This window comes from Verrucomicrobiales bacterium, assembly GCA_016793885.1.
Classification (GTDB): Bacteria; Verrucomicrobiota; Verrucomicrobiia; order Limisphaerales; family UBA11320; genus UBA11320.
In genome coordinates, this window is the sequence record JAEUHE010000118.1 from 15,368 (window position 1) to 38,620 (window position 23,253).

At 58.9% G+C, this 23,253-nt stretch carries 19 protein-coding genes; 9 read left to right on the forward strand and 10 right to left on the reverse strand.

Annotated elements, in window-relative coordinates:
* Positions 1-286: 286 nt before the first annotated feature.
* The 4 genes from JNN07_13340 (at position 287) to JNN07_13355 (ending at position 5,553) form a co-directional block, all read left to right on the forward strand.
* Positions 287-1,129: an RNA polymerase sigma factor gene (locus JNN07_13340; protein ID MBL9168721.1), complete on the forward strand. Its 843-nt coding sequence runs from the start codon at positions 287-289 to the stop codon at positions 1,127-1,129.
* Positions 1,130-1,285: 156 nt separating this feature from the next.
* Positions 1,286-1,693, forward strand: a complete 408-nt coding sequence (locus JNN07_13345) for a DUF1398 family protein (protein ID MBL9168722.1) — start codon at positions 1,286-1,288, stop codon at positions 1,691-1,693.
* An 807-nt stretch (positions 1,694-2,500) separates the two neighbouring features.
* Positions 2,501-4,798, forward strand: coding sequence for a hypothetical protein (locus JNN07_13350; GenBank protein MBL9168723.1), 2,298 nt, complete (start codon positions 2,501-2,503; stop codon positions 4,796-4,798).
* Between the two features lie 230 nt (positions 4,799-5,028).
* On the forward strand, positions 5,029-5,553 hold the full coding sequence (locus JNN07_13355; GenBank protein MBL9168724.1) for a hypothetical protein: 525 nt from the start codon (positions 5,029-5,031) through the stop codon (positions 5,551-5,553).
* A gap of 113 nt (positions 5,554-5,666) precedes the next feature.
* Here JNN07_13355 and JNN07_13360 read toward each other — a convergent pair whose 3' ends face one another.
* From JNN07_13360 to JNN07_13390, 7 genes are all read right to left on the reverse strand, one after another.
* A complete protein-coding gene (locus JNN07_13360) occupies positions 5,667-6,050 on the reverse strand; it encodes a hypothetical protein (protein MBL9168725.1) in 384 nt (127 codons plus the stop codon).
* A 326-nt stretch (positions 6,051-6,376) separates the two neighbouring features.
* Positions 6,377-7,105, reverse strand: coding sequence for an NRDE family protein (locus JNN07_13365; GenBank protein MBL9168726.1), 729 nt, complete (start codon positions 7,103-7,105; stop codon positions 6,377-6,379).
* A gap of 9 nt (positions 7,106-7,114) precedes the next feature.
* Entirely contained in the window at positions 7,115-8,776 is a 1,662-nt protein-coding gene (locus tag JNN07_13370; GenBank protein MBL9168727.1) for a VTT domain-containing protein, read from the reverse strand.
* On the reverse strand, positions 8,773-9,360 hold the full coding sequence (locus JNN07_13375; protein MBL9168728.1) for a hypothetical protein: 588 nt from the start codon (positions 9,358-9,360) through the stop codon (positions 8,773-8,775). The genes JNN07_13370 and JNN07_13375 overlap by 4 nt, the downstream gene beginning before the upstream one ends.
* 145 nt (positions 9,361-9,505) lie before the next feature.
* Positions 9,506-11,464 carry an oligopeptide transporter, OPT family gene (locus JNN07_13380; GenBank protein ID MBL9168729.1) on the reverse strand — a complete coding sequence of 653 codons (1,959 nt, stop codon included), beginning with the start codon at positions 11,462-11,464 and terminating at the stop codon, positions 9,506-9,508.
* Between the two features lie 61 nt (positions 11,465-11,525).
* The gene (locus JNN07_13385) at positions 11,526-12,038 is read right to left on the reverse strand and encodes a hypothetical protein (GenBank protein ID MBL9168730.1); all 513 of its coding nucleotides are present in this window, start codon (positions 12,036-12,038) and stop codon (positions 11,526-11,528) included.
* A 231-nt stretch (positions 12,039-12,269) separates the two neighbouring features.
* A complete protein-coding gene (locus tag JNN07_13390; GenBank protein MBL9168731.1) occupies positions 12,270-12,614 on the reverse strand; it encodes a hypothetical protein in 345 nt (114 codons plus the stop codon).
* Between the two features lie 53 nt (positions 12,615-12,667).
* On the opposite strand from JNN07_13390, the gene JNN07_13395 reads away from it, so the two are divergent.
* Together JNN07_13395 and JNN07_13400 are read left to right on the forward strand one after the other, a co-directional pair.
* Positions 12,668-14,128, forward strand: coding sequence for an IS4 family transposase (locus tag JNN07_13395; protein ID MBL9168732.1), 1,461 nt, complete (start codon positions 12,668-12,670; stop codon positions 14,126-14,128).
* A gap of 282 nt (positions 14,129-14,410) precedes the next feature.
* Positions 14,411-16,210, forward strand: a complete 1,800-nt coding sequence (locus JNN07_13400; GenBank protein ID MBL9168733.1) for a M2 family metallopeptidase — start codon at positions 14,411-14,413, stop codon at positions 16,208-16,210.
* A 61-nt stretch (positions 16,211-16,271) separates the two neighbouring features.
* On the opposite strand, the gene JNN07_13405 is transcribed toward JNN07_13400, so the two are convergent.
* The 3 genes from JNN07_13405 to JNN07_13415 all read right to left on the reverse strand — a co-directional run bounded on the left by JNN07_13405 (position 16,272) and on the right by JNN07_13415 (position 18,157).
* The gene (locus JNN07_13405; GenBank protein MBL9168734.1) at positions 16,272-16,760 is read right to left on the reverse strand and encodes a hypothetical protein; all 489 of its coding nucleotides are present in this window, start codon (positions 16,758-16,760) and stop codon (positions 16,272-16,274) included.
* A complete protein-coding gene (locus JNN07_13410; protein MBL9168735.1) occupies positions 16,744-17,325 on the reverse strand; it encodes a sigma-70 family RNA polymerase sigma factor in 582 nt (193 codons plus the stop codon). The genes JNN07_13405 and JNN07_13410 overlap by 17 nt, the downstream gene beginning before the upstream one ends.
* Before the next feature lie 76 nt (positions 17,326-17,401).
* Positions 17,402-18,157, reverse strand: coding sequence for a hypothetical protein (locus JNN07_13415; GenBank protein MBL9168736.1), 756 nt, complete (start codon positions 18,155-18,157; stop codon positions 17,402-17,404).
* Between the two features lie 195 nt (positions 18,158-18,352).
* On the opposite strand from JNN07_13415, the gene JNN07_13420 reads away from it, so the two are divergent.
* Genes JNN07_13420 through JNN07_13430 form a run of 3 tightly spaced genes read left to right on the forward strand, consistent with a single transcriptional unit; the run spans position 18,353 to position 23,222 of the window.
* Positions 18,353-20,353 carry a GAF domain-containing protein gene (locus tag JNN07_13420; GenBank protein ID MBL9168737.1) on the forward strand — a complete coding sequence of 667 codons (2,001 nt, stop codon included), beginning with the start codon at positions 18,353-18,355 and terminating at the stop codon, positions 20,351-20,353.
* Complete coding sequence (locus JNN07_13425) at positions 20,350-20,742, forward strand: response regulator (GenBank protein MBL9168738.1); 393 nt, start codon at positions 20,350-20,352, stop codon at positions 20,740-20,742. Before JNN07_13420 ends, JNN07_13425 begins: the two co-directional genes overlap by 4 nt.
* A complete protein-coding gene (locus JNN07_13430) occupies positions 20,739-23,222 on the forward strand; it encodes a response regulator (protein ID MBL9168739.1) in 2,484 nt (827 codons plus the stop codon). Before JNN07_13425 ends, JNN07_13430 begins: the two co-directional genes overlap by 4 nt.
* The last annotated feature ends 31 nt before the right edge of the window (positions 23,223-23,253 follow it).

The following is a 23,253-nucleotide window of genomic DNA, read 5'->3' on the forward strand; positions in this document are numbered from 1 at the left end:
TTTTGAGCGCTGCGTGGAAGCCTACGTTGCGAAGAATGCGCAGGACTTTTTTCGGTGAACGTGAAAATCAAAGCGTGTCATTTAGATTTTCAAGGATCATTTTTATGTTATTAATGATAAGCATGTTGTGTGATTTATTTTCGTGCTGGGGTATTGGCCTCGGGCGTTAGCACCAATGGAACTGCAGGAGGCGAGGTGAGTAGACTTTGCCAGGGAAGGCGCAGCTTTCCCCTTTACGGACTAACTGTCACAATAAGCGCAGATTCCGGTCTAATGTGGTATGGAAATGCCCTCTGAATCCGATGACTCCCTCCTCGCTCAAGCGCGGAGCGGGAACTTGGACGCGCTCGACGGACTGGTGCGACGCCATCAGTCCTGGATTTTCAACCTTGCCATGCGCATGGTTTGGCGACGCGAGGCCGCGGAGGATGCGACCCAGGAGATTCTCATCAAAGCCGTAACCAACCTGAGCACGTTCGAGGGTAAGGCTGCCTTTCGCACGTGGCTCTACCGCATCGCGGTGAACCATCTTTTGAACGTCCGTAAATCCGAGATGGAGGAACAGAAGATGACTTTCGCCGACATGGGAGCGTCGCTCGACGGCGTGCCGGATGAGGAGTTGCCCGACCAGCGTGCCTTGCCAGTCGAGACGAGTCTCCTGGTGGAGGAGGCAAAGCTCGGCTGTATCACGGCGATGTTGATGTGTCTCGATCGACGTCAGCGCCTCGCCTTCATCCTCGGTGAAGTCCTGGGGGAAAGCAGCGAGGTGGGCGGGGCTGCGCTCGGGGAGAGCCCAGCCAATTTTCGGCAGCTGCTCAGCCGCGCCCGGCAGGATCTCTATCAGTTCATGAACGACAAGTGCGGTTTGGTGAATCGGGCCAATCCGTGCCGCTGCGCCCGCAAGGCGAGCGGCTTTATGCGCAACGGTTGGCTGGATCCTAAAAGTCTGCAGTTCTCCAAAGATCGCATCGCCAACGTTCGCGAGGTGGCTGCGGATGGGATGGAGCAGTTGCATTCCCTCGATCGTCAGCATGCCGAGCTCTACCGTTCGCAGCCCTTCTTGGCGGGCCCTGATCTGGCCCAAAAGCTGCGGGAGATTCTCACGCAATCCAGCTTCAACAGCAATTGACGCCGGGTTGCGCGCGGTTGCCTGCGGCTTCAGGCACGAGGGGTGAGGAAACACGCCCCCTCCGCAGAAATTACGTCGGGACTGTCACAACCACTTATCCGGATTGTCTATCCTATTGAAGCCCCACACGGGCGCTACAATTGAAACAAAGCCATCATGAACGTTGAACTCGTTGAACAGGCGTCGATTGCCACCTTGCAGGGATTAAAGCCCTTCCCCGAGATCGTGGGAATGCTGGTCGAGGCGGGGGTGGAGTATTACCAGGTCGATTATGTCGGGCGGCGGAAAACCTTTTACAGCGCCAGCGGGGAGACCGTGGTGACGACCATCGACTACGAAGGACTGCCTCCAGTTCACGAGGTCTTCGATCCAGCCGCCTTGCGAGCAGATATCTTGGATAGCCAGCGAAACGGGCAGAGGTACCTGGAGTTCACGAGGCGTGCGATGGAAGCCGGAGTTCAAGGCTACTTTGCCTTCCTGCGTGGCAAGCGGGTCACCTACTTTGGGCGCCAGGGTGATCAGCACACCGAGTGGTTTCCTGGATCCGCACCCAGCTCCCGCTAACGGGAACCGCGATCTGAGTACGCGTGGGATGAATCCCATCCATGAGCGTTCCACGAGGTATCCTTCGGAGCCGGCCTCCCGTACGGATTATTTCATACGTACGTAAGGAATAATCCGTACGGGGGAGTGCCTAATCTATAGGAATCACCGAAATTATGGGATTCCGTCGGTGTTTTTAGGAGTTCCCCCGGATAAGGAGTAGGAGCCATTCATGGCAGCTTCAAGGGAACCACCAGCGGATCGGCTCTTTTCCGCAGGAAAGATATCTAGCAGGCACTTCGTAGGAGGGGGGGGCTCTATGGAGTTGACCGCGAAGCGGTCCGATTAGGCTTATAGTTCCAATTTCCAGCAGCCTTCTGCCGCTTTGGTCCCTCCAGCGTAGCGGGGATCCCCCTCCGGGGGTGCTGAAAAGCTGTAGAGGGCTACACCACTCCAAACGCTTCGCGAGGAATGGGGCACATATGGAGTTGACCGCGAAGCGGTCCGATGAGGTTTATAGTTCCAATGTCCGGTAGCCCTCTGCCGCTTTGGTCCACCCAGCGTAGCGGGGATCCCCCTCCGGGGGTGCCGAAAAGCTGTAGAGGGCTACAGCACTCCAAACGCTTCGCGAGGAATGGCGGACATATGGAGTTGACCGCGAAGCGGTCCGATGAGGTTTATAGTTCCAATGTCCGGCAGGCCTCTGCCGCTTTGGTCCCTCCAGCGTAGCTGGAATCCCCTCCGGGGCGTGCCGAAAAGCCGTAGAGGGCCACGAATCACCGCCATCCCACGCTTGCTCTTGGGTCGTTTCTCTGCGATAAGATCAGCGTGAGAAATCGTGTAAACTGGATTGGGTCATTCTGTCTCGCTCTCGGTAGTTTGCTGACGTTCGGCTGGGCTGTTCAAGTGGAGGCCGCGGATCCTGAGGCACTCCGATTAAAACCGCCGGTGCGGCAGGGAACGCAGCTGTTGCTCGAGTGGAGCGGCGGCATTCCTCCCTTCCAGCTGGAGCAGAGCTCGAGCGTTGCTGGCCCGTGGCTGGCTGTTGGGTCGGCCACCACCAATGCCTCCACCCAAGTTCCGGCCTCGCAGCCGAAACAGTTCTTCCGGGTCGCTTCCGGCGACACGTCGACGGACCCGAGTGGGGAGTCGATCCAAGCTACATTGGATGCCTTGGCGGCGTACGCAAACTCGGTTCCCGCCACCAACCGTCAAGAGTGGCAGACCAATATCCTAGCCTTTCTCAGAGGCCGATCCGACATCAATAGCTCGGGGTCGACTCCCGATGGGATCTGGGCACTGACCAAGGATGGGATCCCCTTGGCCTTTTGGAATAATCGTCGGCCTGATCCGTTCGATCCGGAAGATCAAGTCCCCCAGATCCAGTTGGCCGGCACCGAAACTCCGGGAAAGAACCTGGCTCGGTTCGCCACGACGGTCGGGGCTGGATTCACGCTGGCTGGTCCACGCTTGGCTCGGCAGTTGGCCTCGAACGGCTATGTCACAAGTTCCGACAACGGAGCGTTGACCTCGTTGAAAGGCACTCGTAATGAGGCGGTGTTTTTCTTCAACACGCATGGCGGTCTCTTCCAAGCCCCTCAGTACGATGCTACCGGGAAAGCCATCATTCTTCCCGACGGCTCCCACTCGAGCGTTCCCGTTTTTGGTCTCTGGACCGACAAACAGGTGAACTTCAACAAGGTTGACCCTGATTTTTCGGTGGCCGAGTTCAAACAAGAGTTTCGAGCCAAACGATTGGGGATCGTTCTCGCAGCGGCTTTCTACACTCCGGACTCACAAGGCAACCTCACAGTACCCGTCAATCAGTGGCGTTTTGGAATCACGGATGCGTGGGTGAGGAAGTATTTGAAGTATCCCAAGGAGAATCACGCCAGCATTTGGATTGCGGCTTGCCAGAGCGGTTCAGCTGCGGCGGCTTCAATGCGAAGCGCTTTCCAGGAGGTGGGGGCTGAAATGGTGTCGAGCTGGACTCAGAATATCGACGGCGCATCGGTGGCGAACGCGACCATGTTTTTGTTCGACCGCCTGCTGGGCGCGAATCGATTCGTTCCACCAGCCACTCCGCAGCGTCCCTTCGACTATGAGAAGTCGTGGACGGAATTGCGATCGCGCGGATTGCATCGCTACCCAACTGTCGATGATAAAGGCCTGGCCACCACGACGGAGATTGTTTTCCAGGGGGCGGCTGGCGATGAGGCTTTCGGAGTTTTTGCACCCTCGATCGAATACTGCTTAGTCGACGAATCGGAGAATAAAGTGCATTTGAAGGGCTTGTTTGGAAAGCCTCCTGCAGCGGACCAGCAGGTGATGATCGGTGGTACGTCGGCTGCGATCAGTTCATGGGACTATCGCGAGATCATCTGCTCGCTGGCGGAATCGGGCGCCGGCTCGGCGGGCGATGTTCAGGTGATTGCCCGTGGTCATAAGAGCAATGTCCGTCGGATCAGCCGATGGATCGTTCACGCGACTTATAAGATGACCGAACCCAAGACCCCGCATGAGATCAACGGCACGTGGAGCCTCGTGTTTCGGGCGGATGTGGGAGAGTATCGAAAAGAACCGGGGAATGTATTTATTCGTCCTACGCGCTATGCCAGCGCCGCTCGGGTGTCGGATGTGCAAATGAAAGCCACCGGTGTGGAGTCACATCCCTGCGACAGGAGCAGCAGCGAGAAGATCACCTGGCTGGGCTCTGATTCCATCCCAACCCAGGATCCAAACTCTGCTGGCATGACCATCGCGATCCTCGGACTCGACACCGCGGCCAACATCGGCAGCCTGGGCGTCACCTTTGGGATTCGTGATGTGGACAATTTCCCACTCAAGGTTAAGGTGGAACCCTGCGATGCACCGGCGATGGACTTCGCCCTCGCCCCGGCGCCGACCGGACCGGTGGCGATCTCCGAGCCATTGTTGTTTGGCTGGTCGCTGGAGGAGACCTATCCCGATGGTTCGCGTATTCTGTTTCCCCTGCCAGGGGGGTCATTCTTCTTCGGATCCGATTGGGCGGTCAACCAGGGCAATGCTCAAAGCGAGATGGACTCCGGAATGCAATGGAGCGCCGCTGCAGCCGAGTTCCCGCCTGACCCTCAGGCGGCCAGGTGATCGGTGGGGTGGGACGAGTGACGAGTGACGAGTTGCGGACACCCGTCCCCGGACGACTGGTCTAGTCCCCATCGCGGGTTGCGCGTGGATCGGCCAACACCCCCAAATCCACGGTCGATCCCTACCTGTTGGCTCGATGTGTCCTCCGAGGGGATCTCCGTTCGTCATGTTGATGAGCCGCGGTCGTTAGACCGGGCTCCTGCAAACAACATAACGAGACAAAACGACCCATGAAATTGAAGATGATCGCTTTGGTTACGAGCCTGTTCCTCACTTCGCTAGCACCTGTTCAGGCGGGTGATGCGCCCAAACCTGTTCCGGCGTCAGCGGAGTTTGAACGCATGAAGTCCCTGGTCGGCACCTGGAAGGGAACGATGGACATGGGGCAGGGCCCTATTGAACTGGTGCAAGAATACCGACTCCTGGCGGGCGGCAGTGTGCTGGAGGAAAAAGTCTTTGTGGGAACTCCCAACGAGATGACAACGATGTATTACGACAAGAAGGGCAAGCTCGCTTTGACCCATTATTGCACCTTCGGCAATCGGCCTGGAATGGTGCTGAAGTCCGCCGACGCCAAGACCTTCAAATTCGCCTTCGATGAATCGTGTGGCATCAATGTGAAGAAGGAGTCCCATATGCACTCGTTGACGCTGACCTTCCAGGATGCCGACACCATCACCTCGAGTTGCAAGGCCTTCATGGATGGCAAGGAAATGCCGGAACATCCCACCGTGATGAAACGCGTGAAACGTTGATCCACTGAGGGCGCCTGGCATTGAACTCACAAACGGCGCTGGCTGTCGGTCTGTTAATGGGAAAGGGAATGAACCCGGTTGCGGTGGTGGTCGATGGTCTGCCGACGGAACGCTTATTGCGGAACGATCCGGAAGAATCGCTGAGCCTCGAGCTTATCGAACTCCCCCTGGTAGTCCATAAGTCCGAAGGAATCAAATTGGTTAGTCACCACTGGCCGCCAATGGTTGAATGGCCCTGTGACATTGGTGGAGGTGTGCAGCACATACCTCCCGGCCGGCGTTCCCCCGACAGCCCCGACCGTCAGAGCTGAACCCGTGATGACCGGACGGCAGAGCGTCAATCCAGTCTGGATACCTTCCGCCACGATTCGATAAAGCCCTGTCCCGGTGTGTCCCCCATAGGATCCATCACCGACCAGAACCGTGAACTGCCCTGCGGAGGTCGTCACCCAAGCCAGTTGAGCTGACGCGACCCCCGCTGAAGAGGTCTCGTCCACCAAAATCCCCTCCGGACTATAGACTCGAATCCAGGGATAGTAGTTGTTGGTGGCCGTGAGGCTGCGGATTGTGAGTGTGATGAGGTCCCCCTTGCACGCGAGGAACGTCCACGGATCGACATCCCCGTAGGAGGTGAACGCGTCGTGATTGGTTCCCGCGAGCGTGAGTGCAGCCGTTTTCGTAGTCGAGCCCTACAATCGGATGGGTTACCGTGCTAACCACACCTCCAGGGCGTCGGGATGCATCACTGTCATTGACAGCGAACGAATTCAAGAGTGGTAGATTGTTATCCGAGAATCGACCGAGAGGGAATAGCACCTGAGTGCTAGTGATGATTCAGGGCTAGATGGACGGCTGGCGTGGGGAGCGTGCAGCAGGGAGGACCTGCGGTGTATCTCATGCATGCCTTGCGACTCTGGACCGTGACTTCGGTAAAGCTGACCGTGGCTGCGTCATCGCGATGCATGCAGGTGGAGTACGGGCCACGCTCCGGACGATGCGAGCGATGGAGACGTCGGATCCAATCGAGCTGCCCGGCCGAGTTCTGGCGCAGGGCGTCATGGAAGCTGCGACCTCGAACTCGCTGGGCACCCGGCTCATCGAAGCCGGAGGAAATCCAGGTCTTGCTCTGCCAGCTATGGCTGAGTCGCTTTAATCGGTTCAGATCCCAGCGCCATTCCAGCACCCGGCACCGAGCTGGAAAGATCCCGATCAGTCGGAAGGGGCCCATTCGGTGGAGCGGCAGTGCTGCCAGCACGCTGTCGGCTTCGGCGATGGAATCCACGGCCAGAGTTCGTCGCACCACTTCGCCCCGGCTCACGGCCGATCTAGGCATGCCGGTTTTGATGGCATACCAGTTGACCAAGGCGAAGGTGATTCCGACGTCATTGACCCCAACCCAGGTTCCGCCGGTCGGTTCGCAGGGGAACAGAGCCGTCCGGCTATTCAGGTCGTGTTTGGCGGGAGGCAGCGCCGTCGCGCGGGTGAGCTGCTCGTCGCGGTTCATGCCGAGCGCGTAGCCTGCGCGGCGAGCGATGAAAGTGACCGTGCACATGCGGGTAACTTAGTCTGCCACGGGGTAGGTGGCCACGCGGGCTGCGTTTTCGCGCCACTTGTGCCACAGGGTGGCGAGGTCCGTCGGAGGGGTGCCCAGACGTCGATTGGCCGCCCCGATCGAAAAAACGAGGTCCCATTGCCGAAACAGGGTTCGATACACCGAGCGGAGCGAATTGCGGGCGTCGTAGATCACGGTGGCTTCCGAAGAGGCGCCGTTCAGCTCGATAATGCTGAAGTTCCGTCCGGCGCGGAGATCATCGGCAGAGGCGTAACGGATGTCGTAGCGGCCGATGAAGAACCCATCGATGCTCTGAGAGATCGTGTCGATGCGCCGTTCGAGAGGCTCCGACCACAAATGGGCCCCGTTCCGAAAGATGCAACCTTGGGCGTGGTTGCCGGCCTCCACCAGCTTCAGCGACTGCCCCGGGGCCAGGATCTCGGAGCGCCGAGGCCCCAGCTTCTTGAGGTAGGTGTCGGCAATCAAACGGGCTCGTTCATCCCGCCAGATCAGTTCCTCCACGGTGAGCCGGCCATCGCCGGTCACGCACGGGAAGAGTTTTTCGGTGATGGCGAGAATGTGTCCCTGGCTCTCCCCGGGCATGCGATAGTAGAAGACCCCGACCTCCTCGGGGCCGGGCGCGTAACGCTGAACGATGAAGGGCGCCGACGTCCGTTGCAGGCAGTCCATCGCTTGCTCCCGGGTGCGGATGAGCTTTACCCCGGCACCGCGCTGGCCCATGTCGGGCTTGAGAATGAATGGGAGGCTGAGGTTGTGCTCGGAGCAAAGCTGATCTAGCGAGGCTAGGCGGTCAGAGGCGTTGCTGCCCGCGAGGAGGTAGGCATCGGCAGTGAATTCGGGACAGGTTCGCTGCAGGTCCCGCAGCGTCGCCATCTTGGATTCGCCCACGAATCCTCCGGAGAAAATGCCCGGGTTGGCAGCCGTGGGAACGGTGAAACCGCGATGGCGGATCGCGAGCCGCAGGTAGTTCAGGACCACCGGAAGATAGAACAGCCAGGCTGGCCAAAACTCCCAATGCATCCAGCGGTGAAGAGTGCTGCGGAGTCGGCGTCGGACATCGCGTTGAGCCAACTTCATGGCGACGCGAATCGCGAGCAGCAACGCGATGGCCCCCGCCACGATGGACACGCGCTGCGAGCCGAGCTGTTCTAGCCAACTCAAGAGATCGGGGCCGACCGTGTGTGCCAGGATAAAGATGCCAATGGTCCACACGGCGACCGCGGTTCCAGTCACCAGCAGGAACCGGCCGAAGGGTAGCCGAAGAAACCCTGCGGCCAGGTAGGTGGGCAGCCGCGTTCCGGGAATGAAGCGGCTGCTCAGCAGGATCCAAGTGCCTCGTTGGGCGAACCATTGCTCGCTGCGCGCCACGGCGGCTGGATCCAGGCACTTCCTGGCCCAGGCACTTTGCAGGAGAGGACGGCCCACACCCCGCGCCAGCCAGTAGAGCAGGGCGTCTCCAATCCAGATGCCCAGAAAAACCCCCACAAGTCCCGTCTGCCAGTGCAAGTGGCCGGCGGCGGAAAGCAATGCGGCGCCCACCGTGGGCACGTCCTCTTGTACGAATGTCAAAAGTCCCAGGGTTGCCGCCTGGACCACGGGCGTCCACTCGTGAAAGCCCAGTGGAAGCGCAAACGGTGGGGCAGCCGTCATTGGCGGGCTTCCTGGGAATGATGGTAGGCCAGGGTCGAGGGCGCGATTCCGAAGCGATCCGGCAGGGAGGCCTCCATGAGCCGTGCCATGATTGAGATCAAGGCATAGTGGTGGATGGCATGAGCGATGGCGTAGACCAGTTCCCGGCTAAATGTGGAGCGGGTGACGGGCGATTCCCCGGGAACGTAGCTGACCTGGCAGCGAGCCCATACCGGGTCCTGTAGTCGCTGGGGAGGGATGGAATCGAGCGCGGCGCAGATTTCCTGAGTTCGGAGCAGCGCCAATTCCTTCTGCGTTTCGATTCGGACATCCCGTTCCCGAAGGTCATAGTCCACCACCGACAGGTGGAGGCTTTTGAGCAGGCTGGTGAAGTGATCCAAGCAATGTCGGTAATGCGCCCCGATGGAACCGTTGGCGGCCTGGGGAATCCGCTGCACATAGCGCTCCTGGGGCAGCGTGCGCAGCAGCTCCTCCCCTTGGGCTAGAATTGCCAGCGCCGCATCCACCAATCTTCGTCCATCCTGATCCAGGTTATCGTCGGCGCAGGACGATTGGGTGGTCTTACTTAAGAAAGTTTCAGGCATGTCAGTTTCTACTTGGACGGGATGCTTCCATGACTTTGGGGAGGTTGCAAGGCCGCCGAGGTTTTCATCTGTTTTTTGAAGTATAGTCGGACCGGTGGCTGGAACCTTACATCTGCGAGACACGTTTTGGTCCTGCAGTCGGACCCTAGGCTTCGCGTTGCTGACCACTCCTCCGCAGCATCCAGAGATAGAGCAGGGCAACCAACCCGCTAAAGCCGAGTAGCCCCAGAATGGGAGCGGGTTTGAAGGAAGCGGCGACCAGTGCCAACGGTGCGTCCTTCGACAGTCCGACGATCAGTCCGGCGTTGAGCACGCCAAACAGGCTCTCCCCAACGATTAAGCCCGAAGCCACCAGGGCTCCCAATCGTTCGGCCCGTTCGGGTGAAGCGGCCTGTTTGGCTCGCTGGTTGTACCAGTGGCCAGCGACCGCGCCGACAACCACGGCGAAGGTAGCCGACATCGGGAGGTAAATGCCGATGCCCACCGCCAGGGGGGGGAGTTTGAATCGTTTGGTTGTGCCCAAGGCGGCATCCAGCGCGACCAAGCAGACGCCGACGATCGCGCCGATCCCAATCATGTTCCAGTCGAGGTTACCGCCGATCACACCCTGGGCGAGTGCGGAAATCAGCGTTGCCTGGGGCGCGGGGAGGGGATGCTGCGTCAGGACGCCAAGATTCGGTGCGCCCGCGAACCCATAGGCTTTGGCCAGCAGATTCAAGACCCAAGGAATAACAGCCGCACCGGCGACAACCCCGACGATCAAGGCTGCCTGCTGACGCCAGGGAGACGCCCCGACCAGCTGGCCTGTCTTCAAGTCCTGGAGGTTGTCATTGGAGATGGTGGCGCAGGCAAACACAATGGCGGTGATGAACAGGGCAAAGGCGATCATCGCGGGCCGGTTCTCCACGACCGGTGGCAAGAGGGCTACGAGCAGCGATGCGCAGGCAACCACCGACAGGATGCCCACTCCCGAAAGAGGGCTATTGGAGGCGCCGATCAGGCCGGCCATGTAGCCGCAGACCCCCGCGATGAGGAATCCGACGACAAGAACGAACGGCACGGCAAAGGCTGATAGCAGGCCGACGTGAGGGGACAGGATGCTGGAGCGGGCGAAAGTGTAGCTCAGCCCGCCTGCCACCGCCAGGCAGGCCAAGGTCAGGGCAAGTATCCAGCCCCGCGAGAGGTCTCGATCCAGATCATTAGCAACGGCGGTCCGACGCGATGCCGAGAGGGTGCTGACCAGCCCGCCCACCACGGGCTTGGCCAGCTTCAGGAGGGTCCAGATCGCGGCCACCCCGATCGCGCCGGCACCGATGAACCGCACCTGATGTCGCCAGATTCCCTGGGCATGGGCTCCGAACTCGACTCCGACTCCCGCGGGGTGGAGGTGGGTGAGGATCGGGACGGCGGCGCCCCAGGCGATGATCAGTCCTGTCAACATCGCCAAGCCGACGGCCAATCCGACGAGGTGGCCGGCACCGAAGAGCGCCAATGACCAGGCGATACTGTAACCGGAGGCCGCCGTGGCTGTGACTCGGAAAAAGCCCCCGATTTCCATGGCGGCCAGTTGGGTAGCTCCGAGAATGGCCAGCCCTGCGGATGAGGCAGAACCCAACAGGACCGCCATCAATCCCTCGCGAGCCTCTTTCGGATCGGTGTTGCCTTCGCCGCGTGCGCTGGCGCCCACTTTCAGCACTTCCGCAGCAGCAACCCCCTCCGGATAGGGAAGGTCCGAGTGGGTCACCAGGGCGCGCCGCAATGGGATGGTGAACATCACCCCCAGAATTCCGCCGCTGACGCAGATGAGGAACGACTGCCAGAACGGGAAGCCCGTCCACCAGCCGACGATCACCAACCCAGGAAGGACAAAAATGATGGCGGAGAGCGTGCCCGCGGCCGAGGCGACGGTCTGCACAATGTTGTTCTCCAAGATGGAGGAATCTCTAACCCGACTCAGGATGGCCATCGAGATCACGGCGGCCGGGATCGAGGAAGCGAACGTCAGGCCGACTTTGAGACCTAGATAGACGTTGGCGGCGGTGAATACCGTCGTGATGAGCGCGCCGAGCACCAGGCCGCGCAGCGTGAGTTCCCGAGGTTGCATGTCGGAGGTTAGGAACCTGCGCCTTGAAAGGCAATGGCGAGTCGGTGCGTTCGAGGGCCTGCTAGCGGGCTTTCAATCCGGCGATGATCATTTGCGCCTCTTGCTCGGTGACGCCGACCCACTTGTCGGTGCGACGCTTCAGCCACCCTTGTCTCCATTCGGCGTAGTCGTGGAAGTATGGAGGCATGGGAACGAACCGGCCCATATGACCGGAACGTTGGAAGCGACCGATCTTGGTCACCATTTCCTGATCCTCGTGAGATTCCCGAAACGCGAGCATCCGTGCGGCGCCCAGTTCGGTGTAACGCCATTTGACCGCAAATTGTTTCGGCCCGAACGGAATCATCTGGATGCTGGCTTGCTCAACATCCTCCGGCAGTAACTGTCGGATCGCGAGCGCGGTCGGGGAGGCGACATAGTTCGGTGGCGGGCCTTGGATCGGGAGGATATCCCATCCGACCGCCTCGAGTGTGGGGAGAGTGGGGCGTGCAGCTTTTGCCGTGCAGGCCACTTGCAATAACATCATCAGAGCGAGGACCGCTCGCGGTCGAGCGAGTGAAAAGTGGGCTTTCATAGGTATTTCGGCGCTTCCGATCCTTCTTCGTTCTGCGGTGCCCAGTTGTCGAACACCTACTCTTGTTGCCTCTGGCACCGTAACGCGATCCAGGGTGAAGACAATCGCTTCCGGATGGCAACATTTATCAAGGGTTATGATTTTCCTAGATCGCCACCTGACTTCTCAGAAATGTCGTCTCGACGGGTTTGGCATCAATTGCCAAATAATTAGATCTGACCCGAATGGCGGTTAGTTAAGTCCTAAGCGTTTTTTGGAGAGACGTTTGCGACGAGGAGGATTGGGGAGGTTTGAGAGCATGTATTCGGCGGTTATTTGCTGCATTTGGAGGAGCGTTTCCCAGACCTTCCGTTGGTTGGCTACCGCTCTCTGGAGCCATTCAAACTGCTCCAAGCTCAGTGCTACGGTCACCGTCTTGGCCCCAACCCGGCGCGACCACTGATAACGAGGACCACCTTGGCCTGGAAGGCCACGCTCCAAGAGGCTGCCCAGTGCAATCCAACCCGTTTGAGCCAGCTGATTCTGTAGCTTCTGATACTCCGCAGGGAACTTTTCCGACGTTGAGTGAGTTGACATGGAGCAAGGATATCATCATTGTCAATAGGACAGCGCGTGCGCTGTCCTATTGCATGACTCCCTGTTTTCAACACTTCTCCGGCCTCTTTGCCGATCAGCTCAAGACCCTCCGATCCTCCTCGGCCGCAACTCTTCATCAACTGGAAGCCCTCTTTGGTGCCTGGGTTCCGCCTGGATGCCTTTCGCAGGCCGACGAAGGCGCTCATTCTCGTCAGAGGAAATGGCCCTTTCGCCTGGTCTTTTGGACCTTCTGTTGGCAAGTCGCTCAAGCCGGGGCCTCCTGCCGCGAAGCCATACGCCAAGCGCAGGCTTTGTGTCTTTCGGTAGGCCACCGGCCTCCTCCCGATACGACTAGCCCCTATTGTCAGGCCCGCGGCGCTCTACCCATTGAGCGGCTTGAGCAGATTCACAACGCCCTGGTCCGAGAGGCCGACCATGCTCTGGCGGAGAAAGACCTCTGGTGTGGTCACCCTGTCCTGGTCGTTGATGGCACTACGGTCGTGGGTGCCGATACTCCCGAAAACCAGAAAGCCTTCCCTCAGCAATCCGTTCAGAAACCGGGTTGCGGGTTTCCGATCCTTCGCGTGGTGGGGCTGATGAGCCTAGCCACGGGGATGCTGGTCGCTTGGGCCGTGGGTCCCTGGCGGTCTCATGAACTGGGTCTCTTGAACACCTTGTGGGATTTCCTCCCAGCAGGGCATGTTCTTTTGGGAGACCGAGGCTTCTGCTCCTGGGGACTTCTGGCCCAGTGCCACATGCGCAAGGTGCATGTGGTCTTCCGGGTTAAAGGCAAGCTGCGCGCGGACTTCCGTCGAGGCCAACGGCTCAGCAAAAACGAGCGTCTGGTGACGTGGTTCAAACCTAAAGAGCGAGCCAGGACTATTTCTAAAAAGGAATGGAAACGGTTGCCGGAACAGCTGAGTTTACGTTTGGTGCGTTGCCACATGGATGTTCCGGGGTTTCGTACCCGGCAGGTGACGCTGGTCACGACGTTACTCGACCGCGTCAAATACCCACCGGCGGCATTGAGCCGACTCTATTTTCGTCGCTGGGCCATGGAACTGACCTTTCGCAATCTCAAAACCACCCTGCAGATGGAGCATTTGAGCTGCAAGACACCGGAGAACCTGGAGCGGGAGCTTCGCATGCACTTCTTGCTGCACAACTTCGTGCGGCGGCTGATGCTCGAAGCCGCACGGGTCCACAGCGTGCACTTGGATCGGATCAGTTTTGCGGGCAGTCTCGCGGCGAGTCGACGTTTTAGTGAAGCGTTGCTGCAGGCGCGCTCGGCGAAGCGACGCAAAGAACTGAGAGATGAGCTCTTTCGCGTCATCGCGCTCGATCAGGTTCCCGAACGGCCGGGTCGCCGAGAACCCAGAGCCGTCAAACGCAGACCTAAGCCTTATCCGCTCCTGATGAAACATCGGAGAACGTTTCGCGAAATTTCCCATCGAAACCGATACTACAAAAACAGCGTCTTCGGTCCCAAATACCGCATTTCTTCGAAGCGCTAACTAACCGCCATTCAGATCTGACCCCTTTGATCGGTTGGACCCCCATTGGTCGGTTGACCCCTATGGCTGGTTGGGGCTGGACTGAAAGCCCCCAACCATCTTGGCCTGGCAACTGATAGGGACCTGGGGCCGCGTGCCACTCAGCTTCCATTTTCCCCCACGGCTGCCAAGACAAAGTCGCCGAACGTACGTTCACCGACTTTGTCTTGGCAGCCGACACGTGGTGGTTGACGACTTCGGGTTGAGCTTTTCCTAGTTCTCATTTGGCACTAGCTTCATTCCATGAAGTCGCTCATCCAGTCTGTGTTCGCCGGCATACTCGTGGTGCTGTTGTGCACCCTTCCCGCTGTCGGTGCGCCTGCCTGGAGCGAGCGTGCCGACCAATTCCTAACCTTGGTCAACGCGGGGTATCAAGCGCTCTATCGGGTCGAGAGCGAGGCTCAATGGCTGGCAGGCACGGACGTCACAGCGGTTCACGACGCTGGCGCCGAGGTGGCTGGGAAGGCTCGGGCGGCTTTCAACGGCAACCCCGCCATCATTCGCGAGGCGCGGGAGCTCCTGACGCACCGGAAGGAGTTGACGGAACTGCAGATTCGTCAACTCGACCGCTGCTTGCTCAACGCGGCCGAGGGACCCATGACCAATCCAGGGTTGGTGAATGCTCGCGTGACCGCGGAAACCGCGCAGAGTTCTGTCCTGAATGGGTTCCAATTCCAATTGGGCGGCACGAACTGTTTAGCCAATGATCTCGACCGCGTCTTGACCAAATCCTCCGACCTCAAGGCCCGCCAAGCCGCCTGGGAAGCGAGTAAGTTCACTGGACCTGCGCTCAAACCGGGACTGGTTAAACTTCGCGACCTCCGCAATCGGTGCGCCCAAGAGCTCGGCCATGCCGACTATTTTGCCCTCCAAGTGGCGAGCTATCAGATGACCGCCGATGAAATGCTCAAGCTCAACGATGAGTTCCTTCGCGAACTTCGTCCGCTCTATCTTCAGCTGCATACCTGGGCCAAATACCGGCTGGCTAAGAAGTATGGACAACCCGTCCCCAAACGCATCCCCGCCCATTGGATCAACAATCGTTGGTCCCAAGAATGGAGCGGCCTGGTCTCTGGGGTGGACTACGATCCTTACCTCACGAACCGGGCACCCGAATGGATTACCAAGACCGCGGAGGAATTTTATGTGGGGCTGGGTTTCCCGAGATTGCCGACTACTTTCTGGAGTCGGAGCGATCTTTTCCCAGCTGCCGCCGGCGAGTCTCGAAAGAAAAACTCCCACGCCAGTTGTTGGCATGTCGATCTGCAGGATGACATCCGGTCCCTCATGAGCGTGGAACCAAACTATTGGTGGTTTACCACGGCGCATCATGAGTTAGGTCATGGATATTACTTCATGGCTTATACCAGACCTGAGGTCCCGCCGCTGTTGAGAATTGGGGCCAATCCTGCCTTTCACGAAGGAATCGGAGAGTTGATCGCCTTGGCCGCTGGGCAAACGCCCTATCTGAAACAAATGGGGATTCTGCCGGCGGATTACCAAGAAGACACCAGTGCCACGCTGCTGGATACGGCCCTTGCCCACGCGATTCCCTTTATGTTCTGGGCCAGCGGGACCATGACGCACTGGGAACATGACGTCTACGCAGATCAGCTTTCCGCCAGCGAGTGGAACGCGCGCTGGTGGAAACACGTCGCTGAGCTCCAAGGCGTCGAACCCCCGAACGGAGCTGGCAGTCGAGGGGAGGAATGGTGCGATCCTGCCACGAAAACGCATATCAACGACAATCCGTGTTACTACTACAGTTACGCGATCGCCACGGTAATTAAGTTTCAACTCCATGATCACATCGCGCGAAAAATCCTTCGCCAACCACCACAATCCTGCAATTACGCGGGGAGTCGTGAGGTGGGCTCGTTTCTGAAGACAATGTTGGCCGCAGGCGGCACTCGGGACTGGCGCTCGTTGTTACGTGAGACCACCGGCGAGGATCTGAGCACCCGGGCGATGAAAGATTACTTCGCACCCTTGCAGGCGTGGTTGGAGAAGGAGAACGCTGGACGGCGAATCGGCTGGGATTGACGGGCTGTCTTGGGCCCGCCGGTGTCGATCGCCATTTTAGGAAATGCCGCGACAAACGCTCTCACGGCGTTTGCATTCGTTCGGGAAAAACCAGCCGGGCTGGGGAGCCCTCTCCACGAACGAGGATCCCTCCTTGGTTTTGCGCCAATAGCAACAGCTCCTCATCATTGATGTAGCGGAGTGAAGTGCTTTTTTGCGTCGTCGCGATCCGTTCGCTGGACCCTGGGACCGACTGCACAAACTCGACCGAACCAGGGCGGGTAGCGATGGTGCGTGCCGGGTGTAGGGGGATCGTCGTGACCTCCCTCGAGGTCATCAACGTCGACGCTAACGGGCTAGGCCCGGGGAAGCTGGAACGATGGGATAGCTTAACCTGGAGGCCGACGACGGTCAGAACCAGCGCGAGGGCAAGGGCCACACGCTGGGTCTGTCGCACCCTACGGTGGGTTCTCACCGCTTTGATTGTCAACTGAAGCAGTTGATCATCCTGCGAACCTTCGGGGCTCAGGATGTCTTTCAGCAGGTCCTTATGTTCAGGCGGTGGTTTCATGTTGTAGTCTTTCCAGGATGGCGGATTTCAAACGCTGGCGTACTCTAACGAGGCGGGACTCGATTGCTTTCTCGGTCGTGTTCAGTTTCTCGGCGATCTCTCGCACCGGGGTGCGGGCAAGGTATTTTAAATGGATCAAATGACGGTCCTCTTCAGAGAGGGATGCCAGACTCGAATCAACGTGGTCGTTCAAACGGTCGGAGGGTTCGGGCTCTGGATGGGTCCCGGATGCGGTCCACTGTTCGTAAAAACCTTGGAGTAGATTGAGGTAACTCCGCCCCCTCCGCGCCTGGTCGGTCGCGGCGGAACGGGCGAGCACGGTGAGCCAGCTCCAGAACGCCTCCTCGGAATCAAAGCGACGAATGTTGCGAACCACTCGCAGCAGCGTTTGCTGCAGCGCCTCCTTCGCCGTCTCCTCGTGGCCATGAGTGACCACGAGGAGGTAACGGAAGAGACGATGAGCGTAGGCATGATAGAATTCACGATAGGCATCCTCCTCGCTCCGCACCATGCGCGAGGTCAAGCGCTCGACCTGAAGGCAATCGGTAGGATTTTCGTCTGCCATCGCCGTCAGGGTGAGCGATTCTCGAGATTCCGTCTGTGAGATTTGATCCCAAACCATGTGTCGGATCCCAGAGACATCAGGGCTGTTTAGCCGGTGCTGGCGATGTCTCCTTCTCCCGGGGCACGTTTTTGAGCTGCTGAAGCACATCATCGATCATGCGCAGCTTCTCCTGGCCTCCCACTGCGATGAGCAGTTTGGTCTCGCGGTGGAATGTCAGATGAGGATTGTCGGATCCATCATTCATCAGTTTCCAGCCCGTCTCTACCGCGGTAATGATGTCATCCACGGTTAGGCGGTCGAGATACCCGGCAAGCTGGTAGAATCGGCACGCTTGCGGGGGAGGAGCTTTGGGGACGCTGACAGGCTTCGGGGACTGATAGTACCAGATGGAGTCGTCAGTCGCGTTTCCAAGAGTTTTAAACCAGGAGGCAGTCTGATGAAGACTGTAACTTCCGTTGGATCCCGGAACTGGTGTCGCGGTGGCGGTCGCCTGCCCAAGTGCCAGGAACAAGTCCCGAACAGTCACATTCCGCATCTTGAGAGCGGGAATCCGGTCGTTCACGCCATCATCCGGAATGATGACGTTGAGTGGTCGTTTGGTTTGCTTCTGGATGGCTTCCACGAGTTCTCCGGGGGTTCCCCCTTTGAAGTCCAGGTCAAATAGGACGAGGTCCACGCTCACGACAGACTCCCTTTTTGTGGGGGTTGGTCCCCCCGTCGGAGGGGGTTCGGGTGGACGTCCAGCCGTCGCGGTTTGGGCGGTGGCGGGTGGATGGTGCAGCATGGCGGTGAGGATCAGAGTCGGTAGCACGAGTTTGTTCAGTATATTCATTTCACTCTGTAACACGCTCGACCCTCCCAAATCCTTCGCTAAGGGATCTGATTTTTTTTGGAGGTTTGATTCTGAAGCGTTTATGCAGCGGAAGCGGTCGATGTATTCCCTGAACTCCTCTCATTTTTACAGTGATCGTCCTTCGGCTGGGTGATACAAGGGGCTTGTGGCACAATGAATTCCGACGTCCAGCCAATGCAGATCGACCGCCAACAAGTCACCCGGCTTCGCTCCCGTGCGGCTTGGATCGTGATCTGCTACGCGCTTTTCGCGACGCTCTGGATTCTCTTCTCCGACCATATCATGGGTTTGATGGTGGCAGATCCGGCCCGACTGGTGCAATGGAGCCTCTACAAAGGTCTCGCCTTCGTGGGCGTCACGTCCCTTCTTCTGCTGCTGCTCATGCATCGGGCCTTTGGAGCTTTGGAGAAGGGATATACCTTCCTTCAGTCTCAGCAGGCGGAGATTGAGCGGCTGAATCGACTCTATTCCGCCCTTAGCCACATCAGCCAAGCCATCGTTCGAACTCAAACACCTGACGAACTGTTCCAAAAACTTTGTGGTGTGCTGGTTAAGGAGGGCGGGTTTGGGATGGCCTGGGTGGGATGGCAGGAAACGGAAAGTTATCGCATCACTCCGGTGGCGGTCGCGGGAGATGACAGTGGTTATATTCAGACCGTGGAGGTTTATGCAGACGATCGGGCCGAAGGCCGAGGCCCCTCGGGCATCGCCGTGCGAACTGGCGAGCCGTTCATTTGCCATGATCTGCTAGTCGATCCGGCGGTTGGACCGTGGAGAGCGGAAATCGTGCGGCGCGCGTTCCGAACCTCAGCGGCCTTCCCCATCTTCTTTGGTGGCAAGGTCGCGGGAGTTCTGAATGTTTATTCGAAGGTGCCAGGTTTTTTTCAAGATCGGGAGATAGCGCTGCTGAAGGAGGCGGTGGTTGATGTTTCCTACGCGCTCGACCATTTGGCCCGGGAGAAAGAGCGTCAGCGCGCTGAAGACCGGGCACGGAACGAGAGGTTGTTCTCGGATTCGATGATTGAAAGCATGCCGGGGGTAGTGTACCTGGCGGATGATCGGGGCCGACTTTTGCGCTGGAATAGAAATCTCCAAACGATCGCCGGGTATTCTGCGGAGGAGATCGCGCGAATGAAACCATCGGACTTTTTGGTTCCCGCGGAACGATCGCTGTTGGAAACTCATATCGCTGAGGTCTTCGCCGGAGGCGAATCTTCGGTCGAGTTGCCGTTTTTGGACCGCTCCGGCCGCTCGGTTCCCTTTTTTTTCACTGGAAGGCGGGTGGTTTTCGAGGGAACCACCTGTTTGGTAGCGGTGGGTATCGATATCTCAGAGCGAAAGGCGGCTGAGATGGCCTTGCGTGTGATCAATGAAACTCTCGAGCTGGAGGTCACCTCGCGGACCGCCGAGCTGAAGCTCGCGCTCGCCCGAGCGGAATCGGCAGACCGCATTAAATCCGCATTTCTGGCCACGATGTCTCACGAGTTGCGCACCCCGCTGAACTCGATCATCGGGTTCACGGGCATCATCCTTCAGGAGTTGGCCGGGCCCTTGAACCCCGAACAATCCAAGCAACTGGGGATGGTTCGAGGCAGCGCGCGGCATTTGCTGGAGCTTATCAACGACGTCCTGGACATCTCCAAAATTGAGGCCGGGCAGCTGGAGGTACGCAACGAGGCTTTCGACCTGGTGAGCGTCGTGGAAAGTGCAGTCGGTTCCGTGCGGCCGTTCGCGGAGAAGAAGGGCTTGATCCTGTCCGTGGTTTTGCCGCCCAGCCCTACCTTCATGGTCAGCGATCGACGTCGTGTTGAACAAATCCTGCTGAACCTTTTAAACAACGCCATTAAATTCACGGAGGCGGGGCGTGTTTCCTTGACGATCGGAACGATTATGGATTTCCGCCGCTCTGGCGATTCTACGACCTGTCCGGTGGTGCAGATGATTGTCTCGGACACCGGAATCGGCATCAAGCCGGACGACCTGCCGCTCCTGTTTCAACCCTTTCGCCAGTTGGACACCGGGATGACCCGGCATCATGATGGCACCGGTCTTGGTCTCGCGATCTGCTCCCGGCTGTGCGCCTTGTTGGGCGGCGAGATTGCCGTTCGCAGCGCCTGGCAGACTGGCAGCGACTTCACTGTGGTCCTCCCCCTGGGTAACCCATGCCAGCCATGAAACAGACTGTTCTCCTCATCGAAGACAATGAACAGAACCGCTACCTCGCCACCTTCCTCTTGGAGCGGCACGGCTATGCGGTCGTGCCGGCGTCGGACGGGTTGCGGGGGATCGAGCTGGCTCGCAGCTTAATCCCGGCGATGATCCTGTTGGACATTCAGCTTCCTGCCATGGATGGCTATGAGGTAGCTCGGGCGCTGAGACGCATCGATTCGCTGCGCAGCGTCCCCATCATCGCGGTTACCTCCTACGCCATGGTGGGGGATTGCGAGAAGGCCCTTGCCGCCGGCTGCTCGGGGTATCTCGAGAAACCCATCAATCCAGACACGTTTGTCGCTGATGTTCAGCGTTTGAGCGCCGCCACTGTGCCCGGGAGTGAACCGCTATGAGCCATATCCTCATCGTCGATGACAAGGAGCAGAACTGCTACTATCTGGCCTCCCTACTGAAGGGTCATGGTCACACGGTGGACACCGCCTGCCATGGCGCCGAGGCTCTGCTCAAGGCTCGTCTCCGTACCCCTGATCTCATCATCTCGGATCTGCTGATGCCGGTGATGGACGGCTACACCCTGCTCAGGCATTGGAAGGCCGATAGACGGCTTACGGCGGTTCCCTTCATTGTGTACACGGCCACCTACACTGACCCCGAGGACGAACGGCTGGCCCTCAGCCTGGGAGCTGACGCGTTCATTCTCAAACCGACGGAACCCGACGATTTCCTGGCACGCATTCGGGCCGTGAAGCCTCCTTCTCCAAGCGCCGACCCTCGGTCGCTCGTGTCGCCTCTCGGAGGAGACGCTGGACTGCTGCAACTGTACAGCGAGACGCTGATCCGCAAGCTCGAGGAAAAGATGCTACTGTTGGAGGAGGCGAACCGTGCGTTGGAAAAGGACCTCACCGAGCGTAAACGGACCCAGCAACAGATCGCGGATGCGCAGCGGTTCAACCAGACACTGATCGAGAGTTCACCGCTCGGCATCGTCACCTATCGAGCCAACGGAGAGGCCGTGACCGCCAATGCTGCGAGCCAGCATGTTCTGGACGTGCCCAGCGTGGCGGATGTGAAGACACACAATTTTCACGAGATCGAGTGGTGGGAGAGATCCGGTCTTCTCAACGCGGCGCTAGGTGTCCTGGCTTCGGGACGGTCCTGTGAACGAGAGATCCGGACGATCAATTCCTTCGGTAAGGATCTTTGGCTGCACTGTCGACTGGTTCCTTTTGCGTTCTCGGACGAGCATTACCTGCTGGCGTTTTTCGAGGATATTCGAGAGCGGAAGGTTGCCGAGCTTAAGCTATTGCAGAGCGAGGAGACCCAGCGGCGTCTCGCGGAGGCCCAAGCTGACATTCTCAACGCGCTGCCGGCGCACATCGCGCTGCTGGACTTGGAAGGTGTGATCGTGTCGGTCAACGAATCCTGGAAGCGGTTTGCGGCCGCCAATCAATTGCTTAGCCCCAATCATGCGGTAGGCCAGAACTACATCGAGGTGTGCGCTCAATCACATGGGGCTCGGGCCGAGGAATCGAAAACCGCGGCTCAGGGGATTCTTCAAGTGTTACGTGGCGAGCTCGGGACTTTTTCCCTGGAATACCCTTGCCATTCGCCTGCGGAGGAACGCTGGTTTCGCATGGTTGTGACACCTCTCCACGAGGGGCGTCCGCTGGGCGCGGTGGTGATGCACCTGGACGTCACCGATCGGCGCCAACTGGAAGAGCAAGTTCGACAGGCGCAGAAGATGGAAGCCGTTGGTCGGCTGGCTGCGGGGGTGGCTCACGATTTTAACAACATTCTCGCCGCTATCCTGGGCAATGTGCACTTGGGCCTGATGGATCTGACTCCGGGGAGCACGGTGAAGGGCAATCTAGAGGAGATTGAACGCGCCAGCGTTCGGGCAACAAGTCTGGTGCAACAAATCCTCGCCTTTAGCCGCCAGCAGACGCGGGATAAGCAGGTGATCGATTTGGGTCCCGTTGTTCAGGAGACAGTGAATTTCCTTCTCGCGACCATTCCAGCTTCGGTCCGGCTGACGACTTCCATTGATCCGGCCACACCACCCGTGCTGGCCGATCCGACGCAGATGCATCAGGTGATCGCGAACTTGTGCACCAACGCCTGGCATGCACTGGAGGACCAGCCCGGCACGATCGAGATCAGGCTTCAAGGGATTGAGGTGGATGCGCATTCCGCCAGCCGGATTGCGGGGTTGAAGCCCGGCTCCTGTGTTTGTCTCTCCGTCAGTGACACTGGCAAGGGTATGGATCCCCAGGTATTGGAACGGATTTTTGAACCCTTTTTCACAACCAAGGAGAAAGGAAAGGGGAGCGGGCTCGGGCTTTCCGTGGTGCACGGAATCGTCCAGGACCACGACGGTGCTATTTCGGTGAGCAGCCGAGTCGGTCGGGGTACACTGTTTCAGCTCTATTTTCCGGCCGCTTCGGTTCCCGTGGCGAATGCGGCGACGCTGAAGCCCGTCCCCGGACGAGGGGGCGGTCAGCATGTTCTTTTTTTAGACGACGAGGAGCCTCTAGTCGCGGTGGCCAAGCGGATGCTGGATCGGCTGGGGTATCGAGTGGCTGGATTCACGCGTCCTTCGGAAGCCATTGGTTACTTTCGCCAGCATGCCGGCGAGGTGGATGTAGTGATTACGGATCTCAATATGCCCGGTATCTCCGGATTGCAGGCGGCGGCAGAGCTGTCCCAAGTAAGACCCGGTATCCCAATCGTACTTTGTTCGGGACACCTCACCGAGGAGCTCAAAATGAGCGCGCGGGCCGCGGGTGTGGCAGAGGTCATTTCCAAGCCTAGCGATATGCACTCTGTCAGCGATCTCATCCAGCGGCTCACAGCGGATCGTCGACGTCCTTAGCAGCCTGTCGGTTTTAGTCTTCCGTTCCTGA